Here is a 19,674-nt window from a genome sequence, read left to right as displayed (position 1 = left end):
GAGTGTCAGGCGCCGTTGCCTTGCTAAAAGAATTTCGGATTGTGATAAAAGGTATTCAATCTCTGTGCCAACTTGTTACAGGCGGTATAAGGCGGGGGAAACCATAGGAACTGTGCGGTTTATTGGCGAGTGCGCATCCATTGATGTTGCATTTTGGTGCGCATGGCCGATCTGCGCCCCATGTTGGAACTTTGCGGGGCGGAATGATCGTTGGCGGTTAATCAGAGGAAGTACAGCAGGTGGGAAAGAATCGCCAGAATCGCCACCGTCTGCCAGAACAGCAGTGGATTGCGCTCCATCAACGGTGGCTTCTCCCCGCTGGCGAACTTTTTGTTCGGCGTACTGAGATCGTGCACAAACTCCGACAGAGCCGGGTAACGGTTTTTCGGGTCTGGCGCGCAGGCCCGGCGCAGGGCACCGTCAATCCAGTCCGGCAAATCTTCCCGCTGGCGGCGCGCACTGATATAGCGCAGGCTGGCATAGTTCTTCAGCTGGTAATGATTGCTGCCGAAGCGTTCCTTATAAGGGTAGTGACCGGTGAGCATCTCGTAGGCAATAACGCCGAGGGAGAAAATATCCGAGCGGTGACTGGCGGCATCACTGAAAAAGTATTCCGGTGCGCAGTAGTTCTTGCTGCCCGGCGGTGCACTGTCCTGATAGCGCAGCAACTCCTGCAGCCCTGCCGCATTGGCGCCCCCCAGATCGATCAGCTTCAGGCGACCGGAGGAATCCACCATAATGTTTTCCGGCTTCAGATCCCCGTGCACGATTTCCAGTCGCTGCAAGCGACGCAGGGCACTGACCAATTGCTGCACCAGATTGCGCACCTGATCCAGCGGCGGCTGCGGATTCAGCTGCATCCACTGTCGCAGATTCTGCCCGTCCACATACTCCATTACGTGATAAAGAAACTTGCGCTCCTTGCGCGGCGGAAACACCTTCACAATGGCCGGGTGCTCCAACCGGCGCCCGGTCCACTCCTCGGCGATAAACCGCTCGATATAGGCGGGATCGTCACTGAAGTTTTCCGATGGCGCCTTCAATGCACGCAGCTCATCGGAATCCAAATCCCGCACCAGATACAGATAACTGCGGCTGCTCGCATGTAACTCCTGCAGCACTTCGTAATCATCGATCTTGTTGCCCGGTTGCAGGGGCGGCGGGAAAGGCAGCTGACTCGTCGCCAGCATCACATCGTCCGCCTCCAGTGTCTCGAGCACATTCGCCCGGCACAGCGCCAGGCTCAGATTGTCCTTGCTGCCGTTCTCCAGTGCCGCCGCCATCAATGGCTGCGACGCCTCCAACTGGTGATCCAACAGTAACTGGCGAAATTGCTGGATGGGCAGAAAATCGTGAATGCCGTCGGTGGTTACACAATAAAGATCGCCCGCTTCCAGCGGCTCCTGCCGGTAATCCACCTCAATATGCGCATCCATTCCCAGCGCGCGACTCAAAAAAGTCCGCCCCGGACCCAGCGTGCGACTGTGATCCCGGGTCAGGCAATCCAGGTTGCCGTCCCGCAGCCGGTAAATCCGCGAATCCCCGATATGAATCAGATGGGCCGTAGAGCCTTTGAAAACCACCGCAGAGAAAGTCGTCAACCAACCCCGCTGTACCTCATCTGCACCACCGCTCTGCCGATACAGCCAACCATTCAGCGCATGCAGAACCCGCGCCGCCGCCTGCTTCACCGACCAGGAATCCGGCGTACTGTAATAATCGGAAATAAATCCACTCACCGCAGCCCGCGCCGCCGCACCACCCGCCTCGGCACTACCCACCCCATCCGCAATCGCCGCCAGCGAACCGCGATATCGCAGATCACTCCCGGTCGCCCGATAGATCGCCACCGCGTCGTCGTTATAAGCGCGCTGGCCACACTCGGTGGCGGTGGCAAATTCCAGATTTTCGGAATTGGAAGCCTGTTGATCGGAGTCGGGCACAGTGATGATTTCGCAGGTGGTGTTCATATCAAGCAACGTCGATCAGGGAAACACTACCGTCAGGCATTACCTCGGCCATCTGACCTTCCGGCTCTTCCAGGAACAGCAGCGTAACAAACCCAAGTACCGCCGTACCCGCAATCACCAGAAAGAAGGTCTCGTAAGAAACCATACTCAGCACCGTCAGGTAGAAAACCGCGCCCACATTCCCGTAAGCCCCCGTCATCCCCGCAATCTGCCCGGTCAAACGACGCTTGATCAGCGGCACTACCGCAAACACCGCGCCCTCACCAGACTGCACAAAGAAAGAGCACGCCATCGCGGCAGCCACCGCCAGATACAAGGGCCACTCGCTGTCGATCATACTCATGGTCAGATAACCCAGCGCCAGGCCCGCCGTCAGAATCAGCAGCGTACTCTTGCGTCCAAACCGGTCACTGATCAAACCGCCAGCCGGGCGCGACATCAGATTCATAAATGCATAGGCAGAAGCCAGCAGACCCGCCTTCACCGGATCCAGGGTAAAGGTCTCCGAGAAAAACAGCGGCAGCATCGAAATCACCGCAAGCTCGGAACCGAAAGTAGCGAAGTACAGAATATTCAGTACCGCCACCTGCTTGAACTGATAGCGATGGATCGGTTCCGGCAGCTTCACGAAAATCTCTTTGTTGATGTCGTAGCACTTCTTCGCATCAAACACATAAAGGGCTACCAGGGATACATAAATCACGATCGCCACCGGCATCGCCAGCATGCCAACACCGGCGGGGGACAGTTTCCAGGTCAGCAGCGCCAGTGCCGCGTACATGGGCACTTTCATGATCAGCAGCAGCACAAAATCCGACGGGCTGGAAACTTCCATACCGCCAATTTTTTTCGGCTTGAAGTAGGTGCCGCCCTTCGGGGTATCGGTAACCGAGCGGTAGTAAATCACACTGTACACCAGCGCCATGACACCGGTGAGGCCGATGGCATAACGCCAGCCCTCTTGCCCCGGAGTGTCGCCGCCGAACAGCAGCGCGATGGTGGGCAGGCTCATGGCCGCGGCGGCGGAGCCGAAGTTACCCCAGCCGCCGTAAATACCTTCCGCGGTACCCAACTGCTTGGCCGGGAACCACTCGGACACCATACGGATACCAATCACAAAGCCGGCACCGATAAAGCCCAGCAGGAAGCGGCCGATAGCCGCTGCGGTAAAGCTGTCCGCAATGGCAAAAATAAAGCAGGGGATACTGCCAATGGCCAGCAACAGGGAATAGGTCAGGCGCGGGCCGTATTTATCGGTCAGCATGCCGATGATTACCCGCGCTGGAATCGTCAGCGCCACGTTCAGGATCAGCAGCGTCTTCACCTGCTCGGAAGTGAGCGACAGACTGTCGGCAATGGCCATCAGCAGCGGTGCGTGGTTGAACCAGGCAAAAAAGGTAATAAAGAAAGCAATCCAGGTCAGGTGCAGCACCCGGATTTTTCCTTTAAAGGAAAACAGATTTAAAGAATCACTGGACATGGTCTTATCCCGTTAGTTTATGAATTGGATCTGCCTGCTTCTGCTGCGGCGCGGCCCAAATCGCGGGCATAAAAAAAGCCCACGGGGCAACCTGGCTGCCGCCTGTGGACTTCGGTGTCCGATCTATCGCATCTAGTGAAGGTGCGAGCGCTTCTAAAGCGATTGGTCCCAACCGGGTTGGCTTCCAATCGCGGCGCTTTTGCTCAATTTAAGTATTCAATATTTGTGCCATATCTGTGCCTTTTACCGTGCGGGCACTGTGAAAAGGCGCGAAACTGGTGCAATGGGTGTAAAACGTTAAGGCGTATTGAGTTCCCGATGGCGCATAAAGTCCAGGGTCTGCTGGTAGAGGTCTGAGCAGAAGACTTCCGCGGTATCGCTATCCACCGGTGCGATGTCATTGCACAGGGCCAGCAGTTCGCGGCCTTTCTTTTCCGTCGGGCGGCCGTGATCCGTCTGCGGGTGGGCGAACAGGTGCCAGTCGGGATTCCTGGTCGGGCTCTGCCCGCCGTGTGCGATCAATTCGTCGCCCAAGGAGAGGGCGATGGCAGATTCCGGCAGGTTGAGATATTCGGTGCGGGCGAGAATGCCCACGGCATCTTTGCGCTGGCTACGATCGCTCAGCCAGGCGCAGGCTTCCAGTAATGCGGCGCGCAGCGCCAGGTGTGTAGCGGGGTTGGCCTGGTGCCAGCTGCGGGTGACCGCCAGTACTTTTTCCGGCATGGCCGGCATCAGGGTATTGCTGGGGGTGGCAATCACGCCGATGCCTTCCTGAACCGCGAGGGTATTCCAGGGTTCGCCCACACAATAGCCGTCAATGTCGCCGCGACGCAGGGTGTCCACCATCTGCTCTGGTGGCAGCACCAGGATGCGCACATCGGTATCCGGATGTATCCCCGCTGCCGAGAGCCAGTGGCGTAATTGCAGGGTGTGGCTGGCGAAGGGATAGACGCTGGCAAAGGTCAGCGGTTTGGCATTCTGGTCGCGGGTGTCGATGTAGGATTTGAGTGCCGCGCCGATTTCCGCTGAGTCTGCACCCGCCGGTAACTCCAGCTGCTCGTAAAGCGTACGTGAAAGGGTGATGGCGTTGCCGTTACTGCTCAGGATCAGCCCGCTGAGCAGTTGCTCGTCGCACTGCGGCAGCGTCTGTTTCAGGGTCAGGGGCATGGGTGCAAGGATGGCTGCAGCGTCGGCCGCACCGCCGATCAACTTGTCGCGCAGGGTGGCCCAGGACGTTTCCTGCTGAAGTTCCACCCGCAGGCCATAGCGCTCGAATAACCCCAGTTCCTGGGCAATGATCAGCGGCGCACTGTCGCTCAGGCGTAGGTAGAGAAGTTTCAGGTTGGTTTTTTCTACTTGCAGACTGCTCACGATAGTTCTCTTGGAATTCTCAATATATTTGGGCGTGCACGGGCGGCAGAGAGTGTGTTACTTCGCTGCCGCCTGCAGGTGCGTGACAATTTGTTCCGCCACATTGCGCATGGTGGAATTACTGTTCATGGCCAGGGTGCGCAGGGTCTGGTGGGCGGCCTGTTCGCTGATATTTTTGCGGGCCATCAACAGGCCTTTGGCACGCTCGATAATTTTGCGCTCGTCCAGCTGTTGCTGGGTGCGCTCCAGAGACTGGCGCAGGTGTTGATAGCTGCGGAACTGGGCCATGGCAATTTCAATCGCCGGCGCCACCCGTTCGGCCGACAGCCCCTCCGCCATATAGGCACTGACACCGGCCTCTACCGCGCTGGTAATAAAGTCGGCACCGCCGCGGGCGGAAAACATGGCCACCGGCGTCGGGTTGTGCTGGTTGATCACCGCGAGACTTTCGAGAATGTCGCGGTCGGGAGACTCGATATCAATCAGGACAATATCCGGGCGGTGTTTTTCCACCTGGAACAGGAGTCCCTCTGCGCTGGAGAGTTGCGCGAGTAATTTGTAGCCGGCAGCGGTCAGCTGCTCGGCCACCATAGTGGCGCGCTCGGGCTGGTCATCGACCAGCAGGATGCTGACCGGTGTTATTGCGGGTGTCGTCGTCATCGCTCTTTAGAACTTCAGTTCGAACTGCAGCCAGAACTTGTCCGTATCGCTGCTGAAGGTGTCAGCATCGTAGGTGGCGTACTTGGCGAGCAGGCCGATATTTTTTGTTATTGCATAGGTCGCTACCAGGTCGAGTTCGTTGCCGTACTCGCGGCTGTCGCGATCGCTATAGAATTTATGCAGGGTTGCTGCAATCTTGATGCCAGAAACAACGACTGAGCCGCCAACGTAGTAGTCGCGAATACCGTCCGCGGGTGTGGTCAGGAACTTGTCGTCGTAGCCCTGGAATTTGTGCAGGGTGGCCAGTGGAGTCTGGAATGCCCATTCACCGTCACCGGTGAGCCACTCGGTACCCACATGGCCGGCAAATTTGTATTTTTGTAGCGGTTTTGATCCGATTTCTGCGTTGTAGTACTCCGCCGTGTAATCGATGGGATTGCCGCCAATATCATTCTGGGTGGCGGCACGCAGGTGCCAGCGATAGCACTCGAAGTCTGCGGCCCAGTCAAAGCCAAAAGTGGCACTGGCGAATTGTTCCTGGTCGTGGAAGTCGAGGCTGTAGATAAACCCGGTCAGCTTGTGATTGGGGTTGATCTTGAAGTGCAGGTCGAGCGCATTCACCGGCCCCTGAATATCCGCGTCGGCGCCGTCCGGACCGAAGATGCGGTTGACGTTCCAGCTGTAGAAGTAATCCACGGAAAACGTTTCGCTGAAAGCCCACTCGGTGCGAAGGGCGTCGTAAGTCTGTTCATTCTGGCGCCAGGCCACGCCACCGATAAAACGCTGGTCGTCGAAATTGATGCGCTGGCGGCCGACGGTGATCAAGCCCTGTTCCCGGGCGTAACTGAGCTGGCCGCGGTTGATTTCGCTGTAGTCCGGATCGGCAATTACCGGGTAGTTGGTTTTGCCGTTTTCGGTGTTGTTAAAGTTCTCGCTGCTGATATAGGTGACGTTGTCCCCCTCGATCAGGAACTCCCAGCCATCCCAGCGGGCGCTGGTCCAGGTAGCGCGGCTGCGCAGGGTCCCGGCGGTGGCATGGTGGGGGAAGGCCACGTCGCGCACGTGCTCGTAGCGGGGGCGAAAATTCAGGTTGAAGGTACTGTTGCGGATCATGTCGCCGGCATTCTGGGCGATGTTTTCCTCCGCCTGCACCGCAAAGGTGGGCGCAAGCGTTAGCACTAGCGTAGCGATAGCGGTGTGTCTGGTGGAACACTGTGCTCTTCGGATGCGCTCGGGCATGACATTCTCCGTGGGGTTTCTGCAGGCATAAAAAAAGCCCGGCAGCACTGATTGTGCTGCCGGGCTTCTTTGCCTGTGACAATTAACAATCAAAAGTCGTACCAATTTTTCAAATCTAGCCGAGTGAACGGTATCTTTGGGCGCGGCCAGGTGTTGAGGTCACTTTTCGGCATCAAATTGCACGGGCGGGGTGCAATGGGTGCGAATGACGCTCTCTCGTGGTGCAGTGGGGTCTGTCGAGTGACTGTATTCGGTGCACACCTGGGGAGCTTTGTGCCCGAGCCGGATTGCGTATGGTCTGTTATCGGGCCCGGCTTCGGGTTCGCCACGAATAGGTTAGGATGAATGGAGGATGAGTGAGCAGGTGATAGGTCAGCCGCGAAAAATGGATGAGCCAAGAAGTAGAAGTCAGGGAAGCAGTAAAAAATGACAACTGACATTGATCGCACAGAGTCAATAACCGTTATACCCAAGCGCGCCTGCCCAGTGGTACTGGCGGGTGGACAGTCCAGCCGCATGGGCCGGGACAAGGCGCTGCTAGAATTATCCAACGGGCGCAATTTGCTGGAGCAGGCCAAATGGCTGTTTGAAGACTTGGATGTGCCTACCGGGTTGGAGCTGATGCCGACTCTGGTCAGTGGCAAGCGCCCGGGCGCCATTGCCGACCGGGTACCGGAGGCAGGTCCTCTCGGAGGACTGCAGGCCATTGCCGAGCACCTGCAGCAGTGGGCCTTGCCCTGTGATGCGCTAATAGTGGTGCCGGTGGATATGCCCCTGTTGAGCCGCAGCCTGATCCGCCAGCTGTGTGCGGCCGGGCAAGCGGTGGAGCAGGCAGTGTGTTTTGGTGATTTCTATTTGCCCTGCTGGTTGCCGTTGAATGCCCACTGCCGATCGTACCTGGATGCGGCCGCCGCTGGGCATGCCATCGGTTCCATGCGCGCGCTGTTCGGCTTCCTGGGCTGTTTGCAGCTGCCGGTACCCGATGGGGACTGGCATCTGAATGTGAATCGGCCACAGGATTTCCAGCAACTGAAGCTGTAGGCCTGCCGCGGCGGGTCTGTCTTTTCGCCCGCGGGGATTCGGAGGTAGCGCCCATGGACTGGTGGACAAGGATCCGCGCTCGCATCGTCTGTATGACATCGTGCCTTGCCGTGGGGCTTGCTTTGGGGCTTGCGCTGATACTCACCGGCTGCGGAAGCCGCGACCCGGCCGTCTTGAAGCTGGCGGTGGATGCCAGCTTTCAGCCGGCGATCGAAGCGTTGCGACCGGATTTCGAAGCTTCCTGCGGTTGCCGCTTGGAGATAACCAGCGGCGCCAGTGGCCTGCTGTACAGTCAAATTCGCGCCGGCGAGTCTTTCGACCTGTTCTTTTCTGCGGATAGCGCCCGGCCCGTACTGTTGGAAAAAGCCGGCCTAACGGTTCCCGCCAGCCGCCAGACCTATGCCCGGGGGCAATTGGCCCTTTGGGTCAGCCGTGAAATCTCCGGCGATAAATCTTCAGGTTACTCGACTCTGGCGGCGAAACTGGCGGGCGGCGATGCGGCCCTGACGCCGCGCCAGCTGATTCTGCTGCTGGGGCGGGGCAAGCACAAACTGGTGGTGGCGGATCCACAACTGGCACCAGACGGTGATGCCGCGGTAAAAATGCTGAAGAAGTTCCGCCTCTGGCCGCGCCTGAAAAGCCGCATGCTGTATGCGGGCCACGCGGGGCACGCGCAGATCATGCTGAGCCAGGGGGAGGGGGATATGGGGCTGATCCCCTACGGGCAGGCCCTGGCCTCCGGGAGCAAGGGGCAGTTTATGCGCATCCCGTTTCAGTTCCACCCGCCCATAGAACAGCAGTTGGTTATTCTGCGCAGTACTCGCGAGCGCACCCGCGCAATCCAGTTGCTGCAGTACCTCCGTTCTCAGCCGGTCCAGTTGCGGCTCACAAGGCTGGGTTTTATGGCGGCAGGTGTCACTTCGGGCAATCCCGCAGGTCACCGGTAAATCGATGGGATTTATATCCGGGTATAAACCGTTTCAATAGAAAAGGTTTCATATAAACCTTGTTTATATTTGCTCAAATAATTGGTTTTATTTGATACCTATTCCAATACTGACTAATTACTATTTCAAAGCGTTATTGTTTATTTCGTTAATAGATAAACCCTTTGGAATAGTTAATTAAATATTTGTTTATATGAGCGCAAAATATTCCGAAATCGGGAGCTTGATTATTTTTACGCCAATTTCTTTTGGTTGGCATCAATTGAGCTGTATTTAATCGATTGTCATTAAAGTCACGCGAAAACCCCGACTTTTCGTTACTTGTGTAACTTTTTCTGCTGTTTTTTAAGCAGTTTTCGGCATTTTTAATAAAATTCCACTAAACGAGTAATAAGAATCCTCTATTTCCGTTGCCGAAATTTATTCTCTTTAATGCATCGTCCTACCGAAAAGGTTTTAATTCCTCGGAAAAGTTTTTTTTCCCGAGGGCGCCCGCCTGCACTCTGCAATCGGGAGTCCGATTTTCGGGAATCATAATCAGCGGTATCGATCAGCCATCATCCAACTCTCCTGGAGTGGATGGGCTATATAACAATGAAAATTTATTAACGGGAGCACAAACGGTGATTATTGCCATACCAAAGGAGACGGCGCCGGGCGAGGCGCGGGTGGCGGCAACGCCAGCCAGCGTCAAGCGACTCCAGTCGCTGGGCTTTGACGTTGTTGTCGAACAGGGAGCCGGTGAAGCAGCCAGCTTCCCGGATGCCGAATACGAACAGGCCGGAGCCAAGCTGTGTGCCAACGCAGCGGAGTGCCTGAGCCAGGCTGGCATCGTACTGAAAGTACAGCAGCCGAACGATGCCGAGCTGGACCTGATCCCCAGCGGCGCCACCCTGGTGGCCTTCCTCAAGCCTGCGCAGAACGAAGCGCTGCTGAAGAAGTTCGCCGACAAAAACATCAATGCGCTGGCGGTGGAATCCATTCCGCGTATTTCCCGCGCCCAGAAAATGGACGCGCTCAGCTCCATGGCCAATATCGCCGGCTACCGTGCGGTGATCGAGGCAGCGCACAACTTTGGCCGCTTCTTTACCGGCCAGATTACTGCCGCGGGCAAGATTCCTCCGGCCAAGGTGCTGGTGATCGGTGCCGGTGTTGCCGGTCTGTCTGCCATTGGTACTGCCAAGAGCATGGGCGCCATCGTGCGCGCCTTCGACACGCGCCCTGAAGTACGCGAGCAGGTCGAGTCCATGGGTGCGGAATTCCTCACCGTGGAAATCGAGGAAGACGGCTCCGGCACTGGCGGTTACGCCAAGCAGATGTCCAAGGAGTTTATCGACGCGGAAATGGCCCTGTTCCGCGAACAGGCCAAGGAAGTGGACATCGTCATCACCACCGCGCTGATCCCCGGCAAGCCGGCACCGAAACTGTGGCTGGCGGACATGGTGGATACCATGGCCGACGGTTCCGTGGTTGTGGACCTGGCGGCGGAAATGGGCGGTAACTGTGACTATACCGAAGCTGACAAGAAAGTCGTCAAGAGCGGCGTGACCATCCTCGGTTACACCAACCTGGCGAGCCGTGCGGCGACCCAGTCCTCCACCCTGTACGCCACCAACCTGGTGCACCTGCTGACCGACATGACACCGGAGAAGAACGGCGAGATCGTCATCAACTTCGAAGACGAAGCGGTCCGCGGTGCTACTGTGGTGAAGGAAGGTGAAATCACCTGGCCACCGCCCGCGCCGAAAATCTCCGCTGCGCCCCAGCAGAAAAAGCCGGAGCCGCAGATCCAGGTAGAACCCAAGCCGGAGAAGAAAACTTCCCCGCTGTCGCTGGTGGCCTTCTGGGCCGTGGCCGGCGCGCTGCTGCTGGCGCTGGGTAAATCCGCCCCAGCGGACTTCGTGGCCCACTTTACCGTGTTTGTTCTGTCCATCTTTATCGGCTGGCAGGTGATCTGGAACGTATCCCACGCCCTGCACACCCCGCTGATGAGTGTGACCAACGCCATTTCCGGCATCGTGATCATCGGTGCCCTGTTACAGGTGGGGGCCACCGGTTCTTTCCTGGTGACCATCATGGCGTTTGTGGCGGTACTGTTTGCCAGTATCAACATCTTCGGTGGTTTCTTCGTAACCCACCGTATGCTGAAAATGTTCCGTCGATAAGGAGAGGCAGACATGAATAGCGTAATTTCTATGGCGTATCTGTTCTCTGCGGTGATGTTCATCCTGAGCCTCGGCGGACTGTCCACTCACGAAACTGCACGTCGCGGTAACTACTACGGCATGGTGGGTATGGCGGTTGCCATTATTGCCACCGTCGCCGGTATCACCTCCGGCGCCTACCTGCCCGTTGGCATCGCCATGGGCGTGGGCGCGGTGATCGGTATTCACCTGGCGCGCAAGGTCGAAATGACGGCAATGCCGCAGCTGGTAGCCCTGCTGCACAGCTTTGTGGGCCTGGCTGCGGTACTGATCGGCTGGGGCGGTTACCTGGATCCGCGCATCAATCTCGAAGGTGCGGCGCACATCGTGCACAACTCCGAGATCTTTATCGGCGTGTTCATCGGTGCCATCACCCTGACCGGCTCCATCGTTGCCTTCGGCAAGCTGCAGGGACTGATCTCCGGTAAACCGCTGATGCTGCCGGCGCGGCACTGGCTGAACCTGATCGCGCTGGTGATCTGTGTGGTACTGGGTGCCCAGTTCATCCCGGCGGATGTGAGCAGCGCCACCATCATCAACCTGATGGTGATGACCGGTATCGCGCTGCTGCTGGGTATTCACCTGATCGCCGCCATCGGCGGTGCGGATATGCCGGTCGTGATCTCCATGCTGAACAGCTACTCCGGCTGGGCCGCGGCGGCTACCGGCTTCATGCTGAGCAATGACCTGCTGATCGTGATCGGCGCTCTGGTGGGCTCCTCTGGTGCCATTCTGAGCTACATCATGTGTCGCGGTATGAACCGCTCCTTTGTCAGCGTGATCCTGGGTGGCTTTGGTTCCGACGGTACCGTTGCCTCCTCCGATGGCGAGGAAGAGGGCGAGGCAGTTGCCACCACCCACGACGAGCTGGCGGACGACCTGAAAGCGGCGAAAAGCATCGTGATCGTACCCGGCTTCGGTATGGCCGTGGCCCACGCCCAGCAGGCGGTGAGCGACCTCACCGACAAGCTGCGCAAGGCCGGCAAGACCGTGCGTTTCGGCATCCACCCGGTAGCGGGTCGCCTGCCCGGTCACATGAACGTATTGCTGGCGGAAGCCAATGTGCCCTACGACATCGTGCTGGAGATGGAAGAGATCAATGACGACTTCCCGGAAACCGACCTGGTGCTGGTGATCGGTGCCAACGACACCGTCAACCCGGACGCGGTCGAGAAGCCCGGTTCTCCCATCGCCGGTATGCCGGTACTGGAAGTGTGGAAGGCGGGCAAAGTGGTGGTGCTGAAGCGCTCCATGGCCTCCGGCTACGCGGGTGTATCCAATCCGCTGTTCTTCAAGGACAACTCGCGCATGCTGTTTGGCGACGCCAAAGACAGCCTGCAGAGCGTGCTGGGCAAACTGACCCCGGCCTGATCTGATCAGCCCGGTCAGTGACCAGAAAGGCGGCCCCCGCAAGGTGGCCGCCTTTTTTTATCCAGTCGCTGCCCAGGTCTTGGGGTGAATGGCCGGTGTCGATCATTGGTCAGACCGGTGGTAATCTTAGGTGCCAAAGTATCCATGACTGCCCCGGGTGAGATACGCCCCTGTGCTGCGCAAGTTGTCACTCTAACGATAAAAAGATCTGATCATGCACCTTGTAAACCGCCCTCTCGCCAAGTTGTTTGTCCGCGCCACAGGCGTGGCCCTCAGTGCTTTTGTATTGACCGCCTGTGGCGGTGGTGGAGGAGGCAGTGATGGAGGGAACCGGAATGGTGGCGGCACCAATCCGCCAACCCCATCGGCGTCGGCGGGACTGACCCTGACCGGGGACGAGAGTGCTGTCACCGGGAATTCGGTCGGCATCGTCGCGAGTCTGTCCGAGCAGGGGTACAACCGCTACCACTGGCAACAGCTGTCCGGCCCCACAGTCGATATCATTGCGGGCAACGGCTCCGCCGGTATCAGTTTTGATGCCCAGTTCGCGGGCGACTACCGTTTCCAGCTCACCGCGACCCATCGCGATGGCAGCAGCCTCGAGGATACCTTTACGGTTTCGGTATCCGCCGGTGACACCGGCTCCCGGGTGCAATTGCGGGCGGATCGAGCGGTCAGCGAAGGCGCCGATTTTTCCCTGCGCCTCAATGCCAGCCAGTACGCCGGTGGCGTGAACTCCTGGCACTTTGAGCAGCTGTCCGGCCCCCAGGCAACCCTGCAGGAAGACGACTCCGGTGAGCCGGTGATTTTTGTGACGGCGCCGCGGGTAGAAGGCGGGGATCAGGTGCTGACGTTCCGGGGAACCCTGGAAACCACGGCGGGCTCCGTTACCGATATTGCCTATGTGGTGGTGCAGGATCGCCCGGAAGTGACCAGCGAATACTTCTGTGATGGCGATGGCGACTACTGCGGGAAAAGTTCGCCACTGAACAAGGTTTACAGCTACCGCGCAGACAGCCCCTACCGGGACTTTATTGGTGACTGCGTCTATTCCAATCAGCTGGGCGACGACAACCTCTGTACCCTGGGGACGCTGCCGGTGATCGGCATGCAAAGCAGCGCGCCGACGGTGGACCAGATCATGGATCACGTGGTGGTTTCCCACGACTGGATGGGGAGCAACTTCGAGCGCTTCCTTGAGCAGCTCGACCCCCACAGCGATTTTGCCAACCTGTTGCGGGCTACCACTGCCATTGTTATTTCCAGCGATGTGCGCCCGTCATTTTACTGGCAGCTCACCGGTGCCATTTACCTCGACCCGGACAGCCTGTGGCTGTCGCCGGAGCAGCGCGACGTGATCAATGAGCAGCCGGACTACCGCAGCGGTTTTGGCTCCGAGCTGAATTTTGTTACGCCCTGGCGCTACGTAAAAAACAACAACTACGCCTTCTACAACTATTACATCGCCGATCGCTACAGCCGGCCCTTCAGCGAGCTGGAAGCGGATCTGGGCTCACTGCTGTATCACGAGCTGGCGCACGCCAACGACGCTCTGTCCCAGGCAAAAATCAGCAGCGGCCTGGATCGCAACGATATTTTCTTCAACCAGGCCCAGAGTGGCTCGGTGGTGAACGAATCGGTAACCGTGGTGAACCCGATGGTTTCCAGTGAGCTGTATGCGCTGGCGGAAGTGCGTTCCCGCGGTGCCAAGGCGACCACTACCCAGAAGGCCTACACGCCCAGTGATATATCCGGGTTTTTCTTTCCGGATTCCGCCAACGATTTCTACAGCTACACCACCCCCTGGGAAGATACGGCAATGCTGTTTGAAGAGACCATGATGAGCCTGCGCTACGGCATAGAGCGCGATATCGCCGTTACTAATCGGCCGCTGGCGCCGATGTCGGCGGACGATTACAAAGTGGACCGCGGCCAGCGGGGACGTATCGGTTCCGAACGTCTTCGCGCGCGGGCCAGCACAGCGGTGCAGGGGCTTTTACCGGAAGCCTGGGCCGAGGCCGATGCACATCTGAAGAGTATTCTTCCCATGGCGTTGTGCGCGGGCGAGGGCTGGGGGCAGAACCTTAATCCCGCCTGCGAGGGCCAGTCCGGATTACTGCGCTTTGCCGCGCCGATGCCGAGCGGGGCGGTTCCCATGCCCACCGAGCGTCCGCGGAGCTTTTTACCGCCTACCCGGTTTTAACGACAGAACACAAAAAAGATTCGCGAAAAATAACGCGAAAACAGACGACGAGAGGTGTTATGAAACTATTTAAACAGCTGGCCATCGCCAGTGCCCTCCTGACCGCGAGTGCAACAGCCATGGCCAGTGATTCTGAGACCACCATTTTCATGGCCGGTGACTCCACCATGGCCATCAAGGAACTCAAGGATTACCCGGAGACCGGTTGGGGCGTGCCCTTTGCCGTGTTTTTTGACGACGCTATCAAGGTCGACAACCGGGCCATGAACGGCCGCAGCACCCGCACCTTTATCGAGGAGGAGCGCTGGGCCGGCATCATGGGCGAGCTCAAGGCCGGGGATTACGTGATCATCCAGTTCGGCCACAACGACGAGTCGGAACAGAAAAAAGACCGCTACACCAATCCGGAGCAGTACAAGGCCAATCTGTCGCGCTTTATCAACGACGTGCGCCAGGCCAAAGCCGAGCCCATTCTGATGTCACCGATCACCCGTCGTTACTTCGATGGTGAGCACACCATCCAGCACACCCACCCCTACGCGCCGCTGGTGCGGGAAGTGGCGGCAAAAGAACAGGTCGAATTCATCGATATGGAAGTGGTGACCCGGGAATACTTCCAGGCCATGGGCGACAAGGATTCCGCGCTGCGCTTTATGCATATAGCGCCGGGCCTGCACCCGAATTACCCGGTGGGTGTACGCGACGATACCCACCTGAACCACATGGGCGCCCGTGAGGTGGCTCAGCTGGTACTGGCGGAGCTGCGCAAACGCAACCACCCACTGGTCGAGTGCCTGCGCACACCGGACCCCAAGCACCTGGCACTCAAGTACTGATACGTCTGAACACTGTTTAGAAGAGGTTTGAGGAGGGCCGGGCCGGAACAGGTGTCCGGCCCGGTGAGACCGGTCAGATCAGGGGCGCAGCAGGTTGGACAGCTTGGCGTTGGGCCGGCCGGCCTTGCGGAAGATCAGCGCGATTTTGCCGATTTCCTGCACCAGCTCTGCTTTGCTCTGTGTGCACAGCTCGGTGATCAGCTCCTTGCGCACATCGCGGTCGTTGACCGCCAGTTTGACCTTGATCAGCTCGTGGTCGTTGAGAGCGCGGTTCAGTTCTTCCATCACCCCTTCAGTCAGTCCCTTGTCGGCGACCGTCACCACGGGCTTGAGGTTGTGACCGAGGGCGCGTAGTGCTTTTTTACGGTCGGTGCTTAAAGGCATACAATACTCCATCCTTAATTCGGCAGTGGCTGCCGCTGGGGGTGGGCTGGGCTACACGCTATGAGCGGGTCCATGGGAGTCTCTTTCCATGGAAGCCTCTATAGTAGTGAGCAGAGCCCGCAATCATGCGGAAGTGCGTGGTCAGCAGCAGCGATGCGATTGTCCGCCCCTGTCTAACCTAAAAGTTGGCAACCCCAACCTTCAAGCGATGTATTGTAACTGATGGGCCGATCCAAGAGCAGCCACCGCTGGCTGAGAGAACATTTTAACGACCACTACGTCAAACAATCCCAGAAAGAGGGCTACCGCTCCCGTGCCTCCTACAAACTCCAGGAGCTGCAGGAGAAGGACCGCCTGATCAAGCCGGGGATGACGGTAGTGGATCTCGGCGCCGCTCCCGGGGGCTGGTCCCAGGTAGCTGCAGAACTGGTTGGCCACAAAGGCCGGGTTATTGCATCAGACATCCTTGAGATGGATGCCCTGGCGGGGGTTGAGTTCCTGCAGGGGGATTTCACCGAGGAGTCGGTGTTCGAGCAGCTGCTGGAAATTCTCGGCGAAGAGCGCGCCGACCTTGTGATTTCCGATATGGCCCCCAATATGAGTGGAGTGCGTGCTGTGGATCAGCCGGCTTCCATGTATCTGGTGGAGCTGGCGGTGGATATGGCGCGGCAGGTGTTGAAGCCGAGCGGCGCTTTTGTAGCCAAAGTCTTCCAGGGTGAGGGCTTTGACGAACTGATCCGCGACCTGCGCAGTCAATACCAGACCGTGGTCACCCGCAAACCCGGTGCATCCCGTCCCCGCTCCCGCGAGGTCTATGTCGTTGCGCGTGGCTTCAAGGGCTGACGGCGTAACGGACCTGAAGGTTTTGGTGGCGCTGCTTCCGTGTGGTAAAACGGCAGCCTGCGTCGGCTAATTGGACGCCAAACTCCGGATATCTCGACCAGTCCTTCTGGCAGAATGACCGGAGCGACAGATTTACGATTTTCGCCGCCTATACTGGGTGGAATGGAATTACCGGCTGAAGCAATAGCTGAGGCAAAGGAAAGAGGGCAAACCCTTTGAACGATATGGCAAAGAATCTGGTGTTGTGGCTGATCATCGCTGCGGTGCTGCTGATGGTCTTTCAGAACTTCAAGCCGCAAACCCGGGATCAGTCCATCAGCTACTCCGAATTTGTGCAGGACGTGCAGTCCGGCCAAATCAAGGATGTGCTGGTAGATGGCCTGGTGATCACCGGCGAAAAAGCCGATGGCAGCCGATTCAAAACCATTCAGCCGCAGATCATCGACGACGAACTCACCAATGAAATGGTGCGCGGCGGCGTCAAGTTCAACGGCCGTGAGCCTGAATCCCCCAGCATCTGGCAGCAGCTGCTGGTTGCCAGCTTCCCGATCCTGATCATCATTGCCGTGTTCATGTTCTTCATGCGCCAGATGCAGGGCGGCGCCGGCGGCCGCTCCGGCCCCATGGCCTTCGGCAAGAGCAAGGCGCGTCTGTTAGGCGAAGACCAGATCAAAACCACCTTCGCCGACGTGGCGGGTGTGGATGAAGCCAAGGAAGACGTACAGGAGCTGGTCGAGTTCCTGCGTGACCCGTCCAAATTCCAGCGCTTGGGTGGCGCCATTCCCCGCGGCGTATTGATGGCGGGCCCTCCCGGTACCGGTAAAACCCTGCTGGCCAAGGCCATCGCTGGTGAAGCCAAGGTACCCTTCTTCTCCATCTCCGGTTCCGACTTTGTGGAAATGTTCGTGGGTGTGGGTGCGTCCCGCGTGCGCGACATGTTCGAGCAGGCCAAGAAACAGGCCCCCTGCATCATCTTTATCGACGAGATCGACGCCGTTGGCCGTCACCGCGGTGCCGGTGTGGGCGGCGGTCACGACGAGCGCGAGCAGACCCTGAACCAGCTCTTGGTAGAAATGGACGGCTTTGAAGGTAACGAAGGCGTGATCGTCATCGCCGCCACCAACCGCCCGGACGTACTCGACTCCGCACTGCTGCGTCCCGGTCGTTTCGACCGCCAGGTATTCGTTGGCCTGCCGGATATCCGCGGCCGCGAACAGATCCTGAAAGTGCATATGCGCAAGGTACCCCTGGACGAGCGTGTAGACCCGCAGACCATTGCCCGCGGTACTCCCGGCTTCTCCGGTGCCGACCTCGCCAACCTGGTGAATGAGGCCGCGCTGTTTGCCGCCCGCGCCAACCGTCGCATGGTCACCATGGATGAGTTCGAGCGCGCCCGCGACAAGATCATGATGGGTGCCGAGCGCAAATCCATGGTGATGAACGAGAAGGAAAAGACCAATACCGCCTACCACGAGGCTGGCCACGCGATTATTGGCCGCCTGGTACCGGAGCACGATCCGGTGCACAAGGTCACCATCATTCCTCGCGGCCGCGCCCTGGGTGTTACCCAGTTCCTGCCGGAAGAGGACAAATACAGCCTGTCCAAGCGCGCGCTGGAATCCCAGCTGTGCTCCCTGTTTGGTGGCCGTATTGCCGAAGAAATGACCCTGGGTATCGACGGCGTGACCACCGGTGCCTCCAACGATATCGAGCGCGCCACCGACATCGCCCGCAACATGGTGACCAAGTGGGGCCTTTCCGAGAAGCTTGGCCCGTTGCACTACGGTGAAGATGACAGCGGCCAGCCCGGCCACGGTAACCCGATTTCCGGCAAGACCTCCAACGAGATCGACGAGGAAGTGCGCCGTATCATCGACACCTGTTACGACCGCGCGCAGAAACTGCTGGAAGAAAACCGGGATATCCTGGAAGCGATGAAAGATGCGCTGATGGAATACGAGACCCTGGATGCGGAGCAGGTAGATGACCTGATGGCGCGTCGCAAAGTGCGCCCGCCCAAAGACTGGAACGACAACGACTATTCCGGCGGCAACGGCTCCATGGAAGAGGATGCCAGCGAGCCGGAAAAGCCGAAAGACAGCGACACCCCGGTGGGTGGCCCGGTTAACGGCCACTGACCGGAATGCCTGTAAGGCCAGTGGCCACGCAGGTATCTGCAGCACCGATCTAAAAGCGGGCCCCCGGGCCCGCTTTTGTTTCCAGTTCCCTAAATCCCGAGCAATCACCCTGGCGAATCAAACGGCTATGAAGTTGTACTGCGGCAAACACACCCTGGACCTCTCCCGTCCTCAGATCATGGGAATCCTCAATACAACACCGGACTCCTTTTCCGATGGCGGCAGCTACTACGAAGGCCAGCAGCTTGACCTGGACCTGGTCCTCAAGCGCGCCGAGCAGATGTGCCAGGAAGGGGCCAGTATTCTGGATATCGGCGGTGAGTCCACGCGCCCCGGCGCCGACCCTGTGACCGAAGAAGAGGAGCTGGCGCGCGTGGTACCGGTGGTCGAGGCCATCAGCCAGCGCCTGGACGTGGTCATCTCCGTGGATACCAGCACCGCGGCGGTGATCCGCGAATCCGCGGCTGTGGGTGCCGGCCTGATCAATGATGTGCGAGCACTCACTCGCCCCGGCGCGTTGGAGGCCGCAGCGGCCACCGACCTGCCGGTGTGCTTGATGCACATGCAGGGCAAGCCCGCCACTATGCAGGATGCGCCGGTGTACCAGAACGTAGTGGCGGAAGTGCGGTCTTATCTCGATGAGCGGATGCGCGCCTGCGAGGCTGCGGGCATCAGTCGTGAACGGATTATCTATGATCCGGGTTTTGGCTTTGGCAAAACCGACGAGCACCATCTCGAGATGCTGCGCCGGTTGCGGGAATTGGCTCCGGCGGATATTCCGCTACTGGTCGGCATGTCCCGCAAGTCCATGATCGGCCGCCTGCTGGACCGCCCGGTGGACCAGCGTTTGCCGGGCAGCCTGGCACTGGCTATGCTTTCGGCTCAGCGTGGCGCCAATATCATTCGCGTGCACGATGTGTCTGAGACTGCGGATGTGTTACGGCTCCAGGAACTCGTTAATAATTTCTAAGATTTAGCAAATAGTAA

At 58.6% G+C, this 19,674-nt stretch carries 15 protein-coding genes; 9 read left to right on the top strand and 6 right to left on the bottom strand.

All coding sequences use genetic code 11. The annotated features are described in order from the left end of the window. Positions 1–221: 221 nt before the first annotated feature. The 5 genes from M0G74_RS02510 to M0G74_RS02490 all read right to left on the bottom strand — a co-directional run bounded on the left by M0G74_RS02510 (position 222) and on the right by M0G74_RS02490 (position 6,720). The gene (locus tag M0G74_RS02510) at positions 222–1,970 is read right to left on the bottom strand and encodes a bifunctional protein-serine/threonine kinase/phosphatase (RefSeq protein ID WP_248213923.1); all 1,749 of its coding nucleotides are present in this window, start codon (positions 1,968–1,970) and stop codon (positions 222–224) included. A 1-nt stretch (position 1,971) separates the two neighbouring features. Continuing rightward, positions 1,972–3,450, bottom strand: coding sequence for a NarK family nitrate/nitrite MFS transporter (locus tag M0G74_RS02505; RefSeq protein ID WP_248213910.1), 1,479 nt, complete (start codon positions 3,448–3,450; stop codon positions 1,972–1,974). 297 nt (positions 3,451–3,747) lie between these two features. Continuing rightward, entirely contained in the window at positions 3,748–4,821 is a 1,074-nt protein-coding gene (locus M0G74_RS02500) for a CmpA/NrtA family ABC transporter substrate-binding protein (RefSeq protein WP_248213908.1), read from the bottom strand. A 57-nt stretch (positions 4,822–4,878) separates the two neighbouring features. Next, complete coding sequence (locus tag M0G74_RS02495; protein WP_160152616.1) at positions 4,879–5,481, bottom strand: ANTAR domain-containing protein; 603 nt, start codon at positions 5,479–5,481, stop codon at positions 4,879–4,881. A gap of 6 nt (positions 5,482–5,487) precedes the next feature. Further along, positions 5,488–6,720: an alginate export family protein gene (locus M0G74_RS02490; RefSeq protein ID WP_248213905.1), complete on the bottom strand. Its 1,233-nt coding sequence runs from the start codon at positions 6,718–6,720 to the stop codon at positions 5,488–5,490. A 426-nt stretch (positions 6,721–7,146) separates the two neighbouring features. Here M0G74_RS02490 and M0G74_RS02485 point away from each other — a divergent pair, with 426 nt between their 5' ends. The 6 genes from M0G74_RS02485 to M0G74_RS02460 all read left to right on the top strand — a co-directional run bounded on the left by M0G74_RS02485 (position 7,147) and on the right by M0G74_RS02460 (position 15,322). Beyond that, positions 7,147–7,761 (top strand): molybdenum cofactor guanylyltransferase, encoded by a 615-nt coding sequence (locus M0G74_RS02485; protein ID WP_248213903.1) that lies wholly within the window; start codon positions 7,147–7,149, stop codon positions 7,759–7,761. A gap of 53 nt (positions 7,762–7,814) precedes the next feature. Beyond that, entirely contained in the window at positions 7,815–8,708 is an 894-nt protein-coding gene (gene modA, locus M0G74_RS02480) for a molybdate ABC transporter substrate-binding protein (protein ID WP_248213901.1), read from the top strand. A 575-nt stretch (positions 8,709–9,283) separates the two neighbouring features. Beyond that, complete coding sequence (locus tag M0G74_RS02475; protein WP_348983679.1) at positions 9,284–10,873, top strand: Re/Si-specific NAD(P)(+) transhydrogenase subunit alpha; 1,590 nt, start codon at positions 9,284–9,286, stop codon at positions 10,871–10,873. Between the two features lie 12 nt (positions 10,874–10,885). Continuing rightward, a complete protein-coding gene (gene pntB, locus M0G74_RS02470; RefSeq protein ID WP_160152621.1) occupies positions 10,886–12,283 on the top strand; it encodes a Re/Si-specific NAD(P)(+) transhydrogenase subunit beta in 1,398 nt (465 codons plus the stop codon). Positions 12,284–12,497: 214 nt separating this feature from the next. Beyond that, a complete protein-coding gene (locus tag M0G74_RS02465; protein WP_248213899.1) occupies positions 12,498–14,486 on the top strand; it encodes a hypothetical protein in 1,989 nt (662 codons plus the stop codon). Between the two features lie 59 nt (positions 14,487–14,545). Beyond that, positions 14,546–15,322, top strand: a complete 777-nt coding sequence (locus M0G74_RS02460; RefSeq protein ID WP_248213896.1) for a rhamnogalacturonan acetylesterase — start codon at positions 14,546–14,548, stop codon at positions 15,320–15,322. 78 nt (positions 15,323–15,400) lie between these two features. Here the strand turns inward: M0G74_RS02460 and M0G74_RS02455 are convergent, their stop codons facing one another. Beyond that, positions 15,401–15,706 (bottom strand): YhbY family RNA-binding protein, encoded by a 306-nt coding sequence (locus M0G74_RS02455; protein WP_248213894.1) that lies wholly within the window; start codon positions 15,704–15,706, stop codon positions 15,401–15,403. A gap of 222 nt (positions 15,707–15,928) precedes the next feature. On the opposite strand from M0G74_RS02455, the gene rlmE reads away from it, so the two are divergent. The 3 genes from rlmE (at position 15,929) to folP (ending at position 19,657) form a co-directional block, all read left to right on the top strand. Continuing rightward, complete coding sequence (gene rlmE, locus M0G74_RS02450) at positions 15,929–16,549, top strand: 23S rRNA (uridine(2552)-2'-O)-methyltransferase RlmE (protein WP_248213893.1); 621 nt, start codon at positions 15,929–15,931, stop codon at positions 16,547–16,549. Between the two features lie 224 nt (positions 16,550–16,773). After that, complete coding sequence (gene ftsH / locus M0G74_RS02445) at positions 16,774–18,687, top strand: ATP-dependent zinc metalloprotease FtsH (protein WP_160154857.1); 1,914 nt, start codon at positions 16,774–16,776, stop codon at positions 18,685–18,687. A 127-nt stretch (positions 18,688–18,814) separates the two neighbouring features. Continuing rightward, entirely contained in the window at positions 18,815–19,657 is an 843-nt protein-coding gene (gene folP, locus M0G74_RS02440; protein ID WP_248213891.1) for a dihydropteroate synthase, read from the top strand. Positions 19,658–19,674: the final 17 nt, after the last annotated feature.

This window comes from Microbulbifer sp. CAU 1566 (assembly GCF_023156515.1).
GTDB lineage: Bacteria > Pseudomonadota > Gammaproteobacteria > Pseudomonadales > Cellvibrionaceae > Microbulbifer.
The sequence above is the reverse complement of the archived record's forward strand: the minus strand, read 5'-3'. Positions and strand labels throughout refer to the sequence as shown.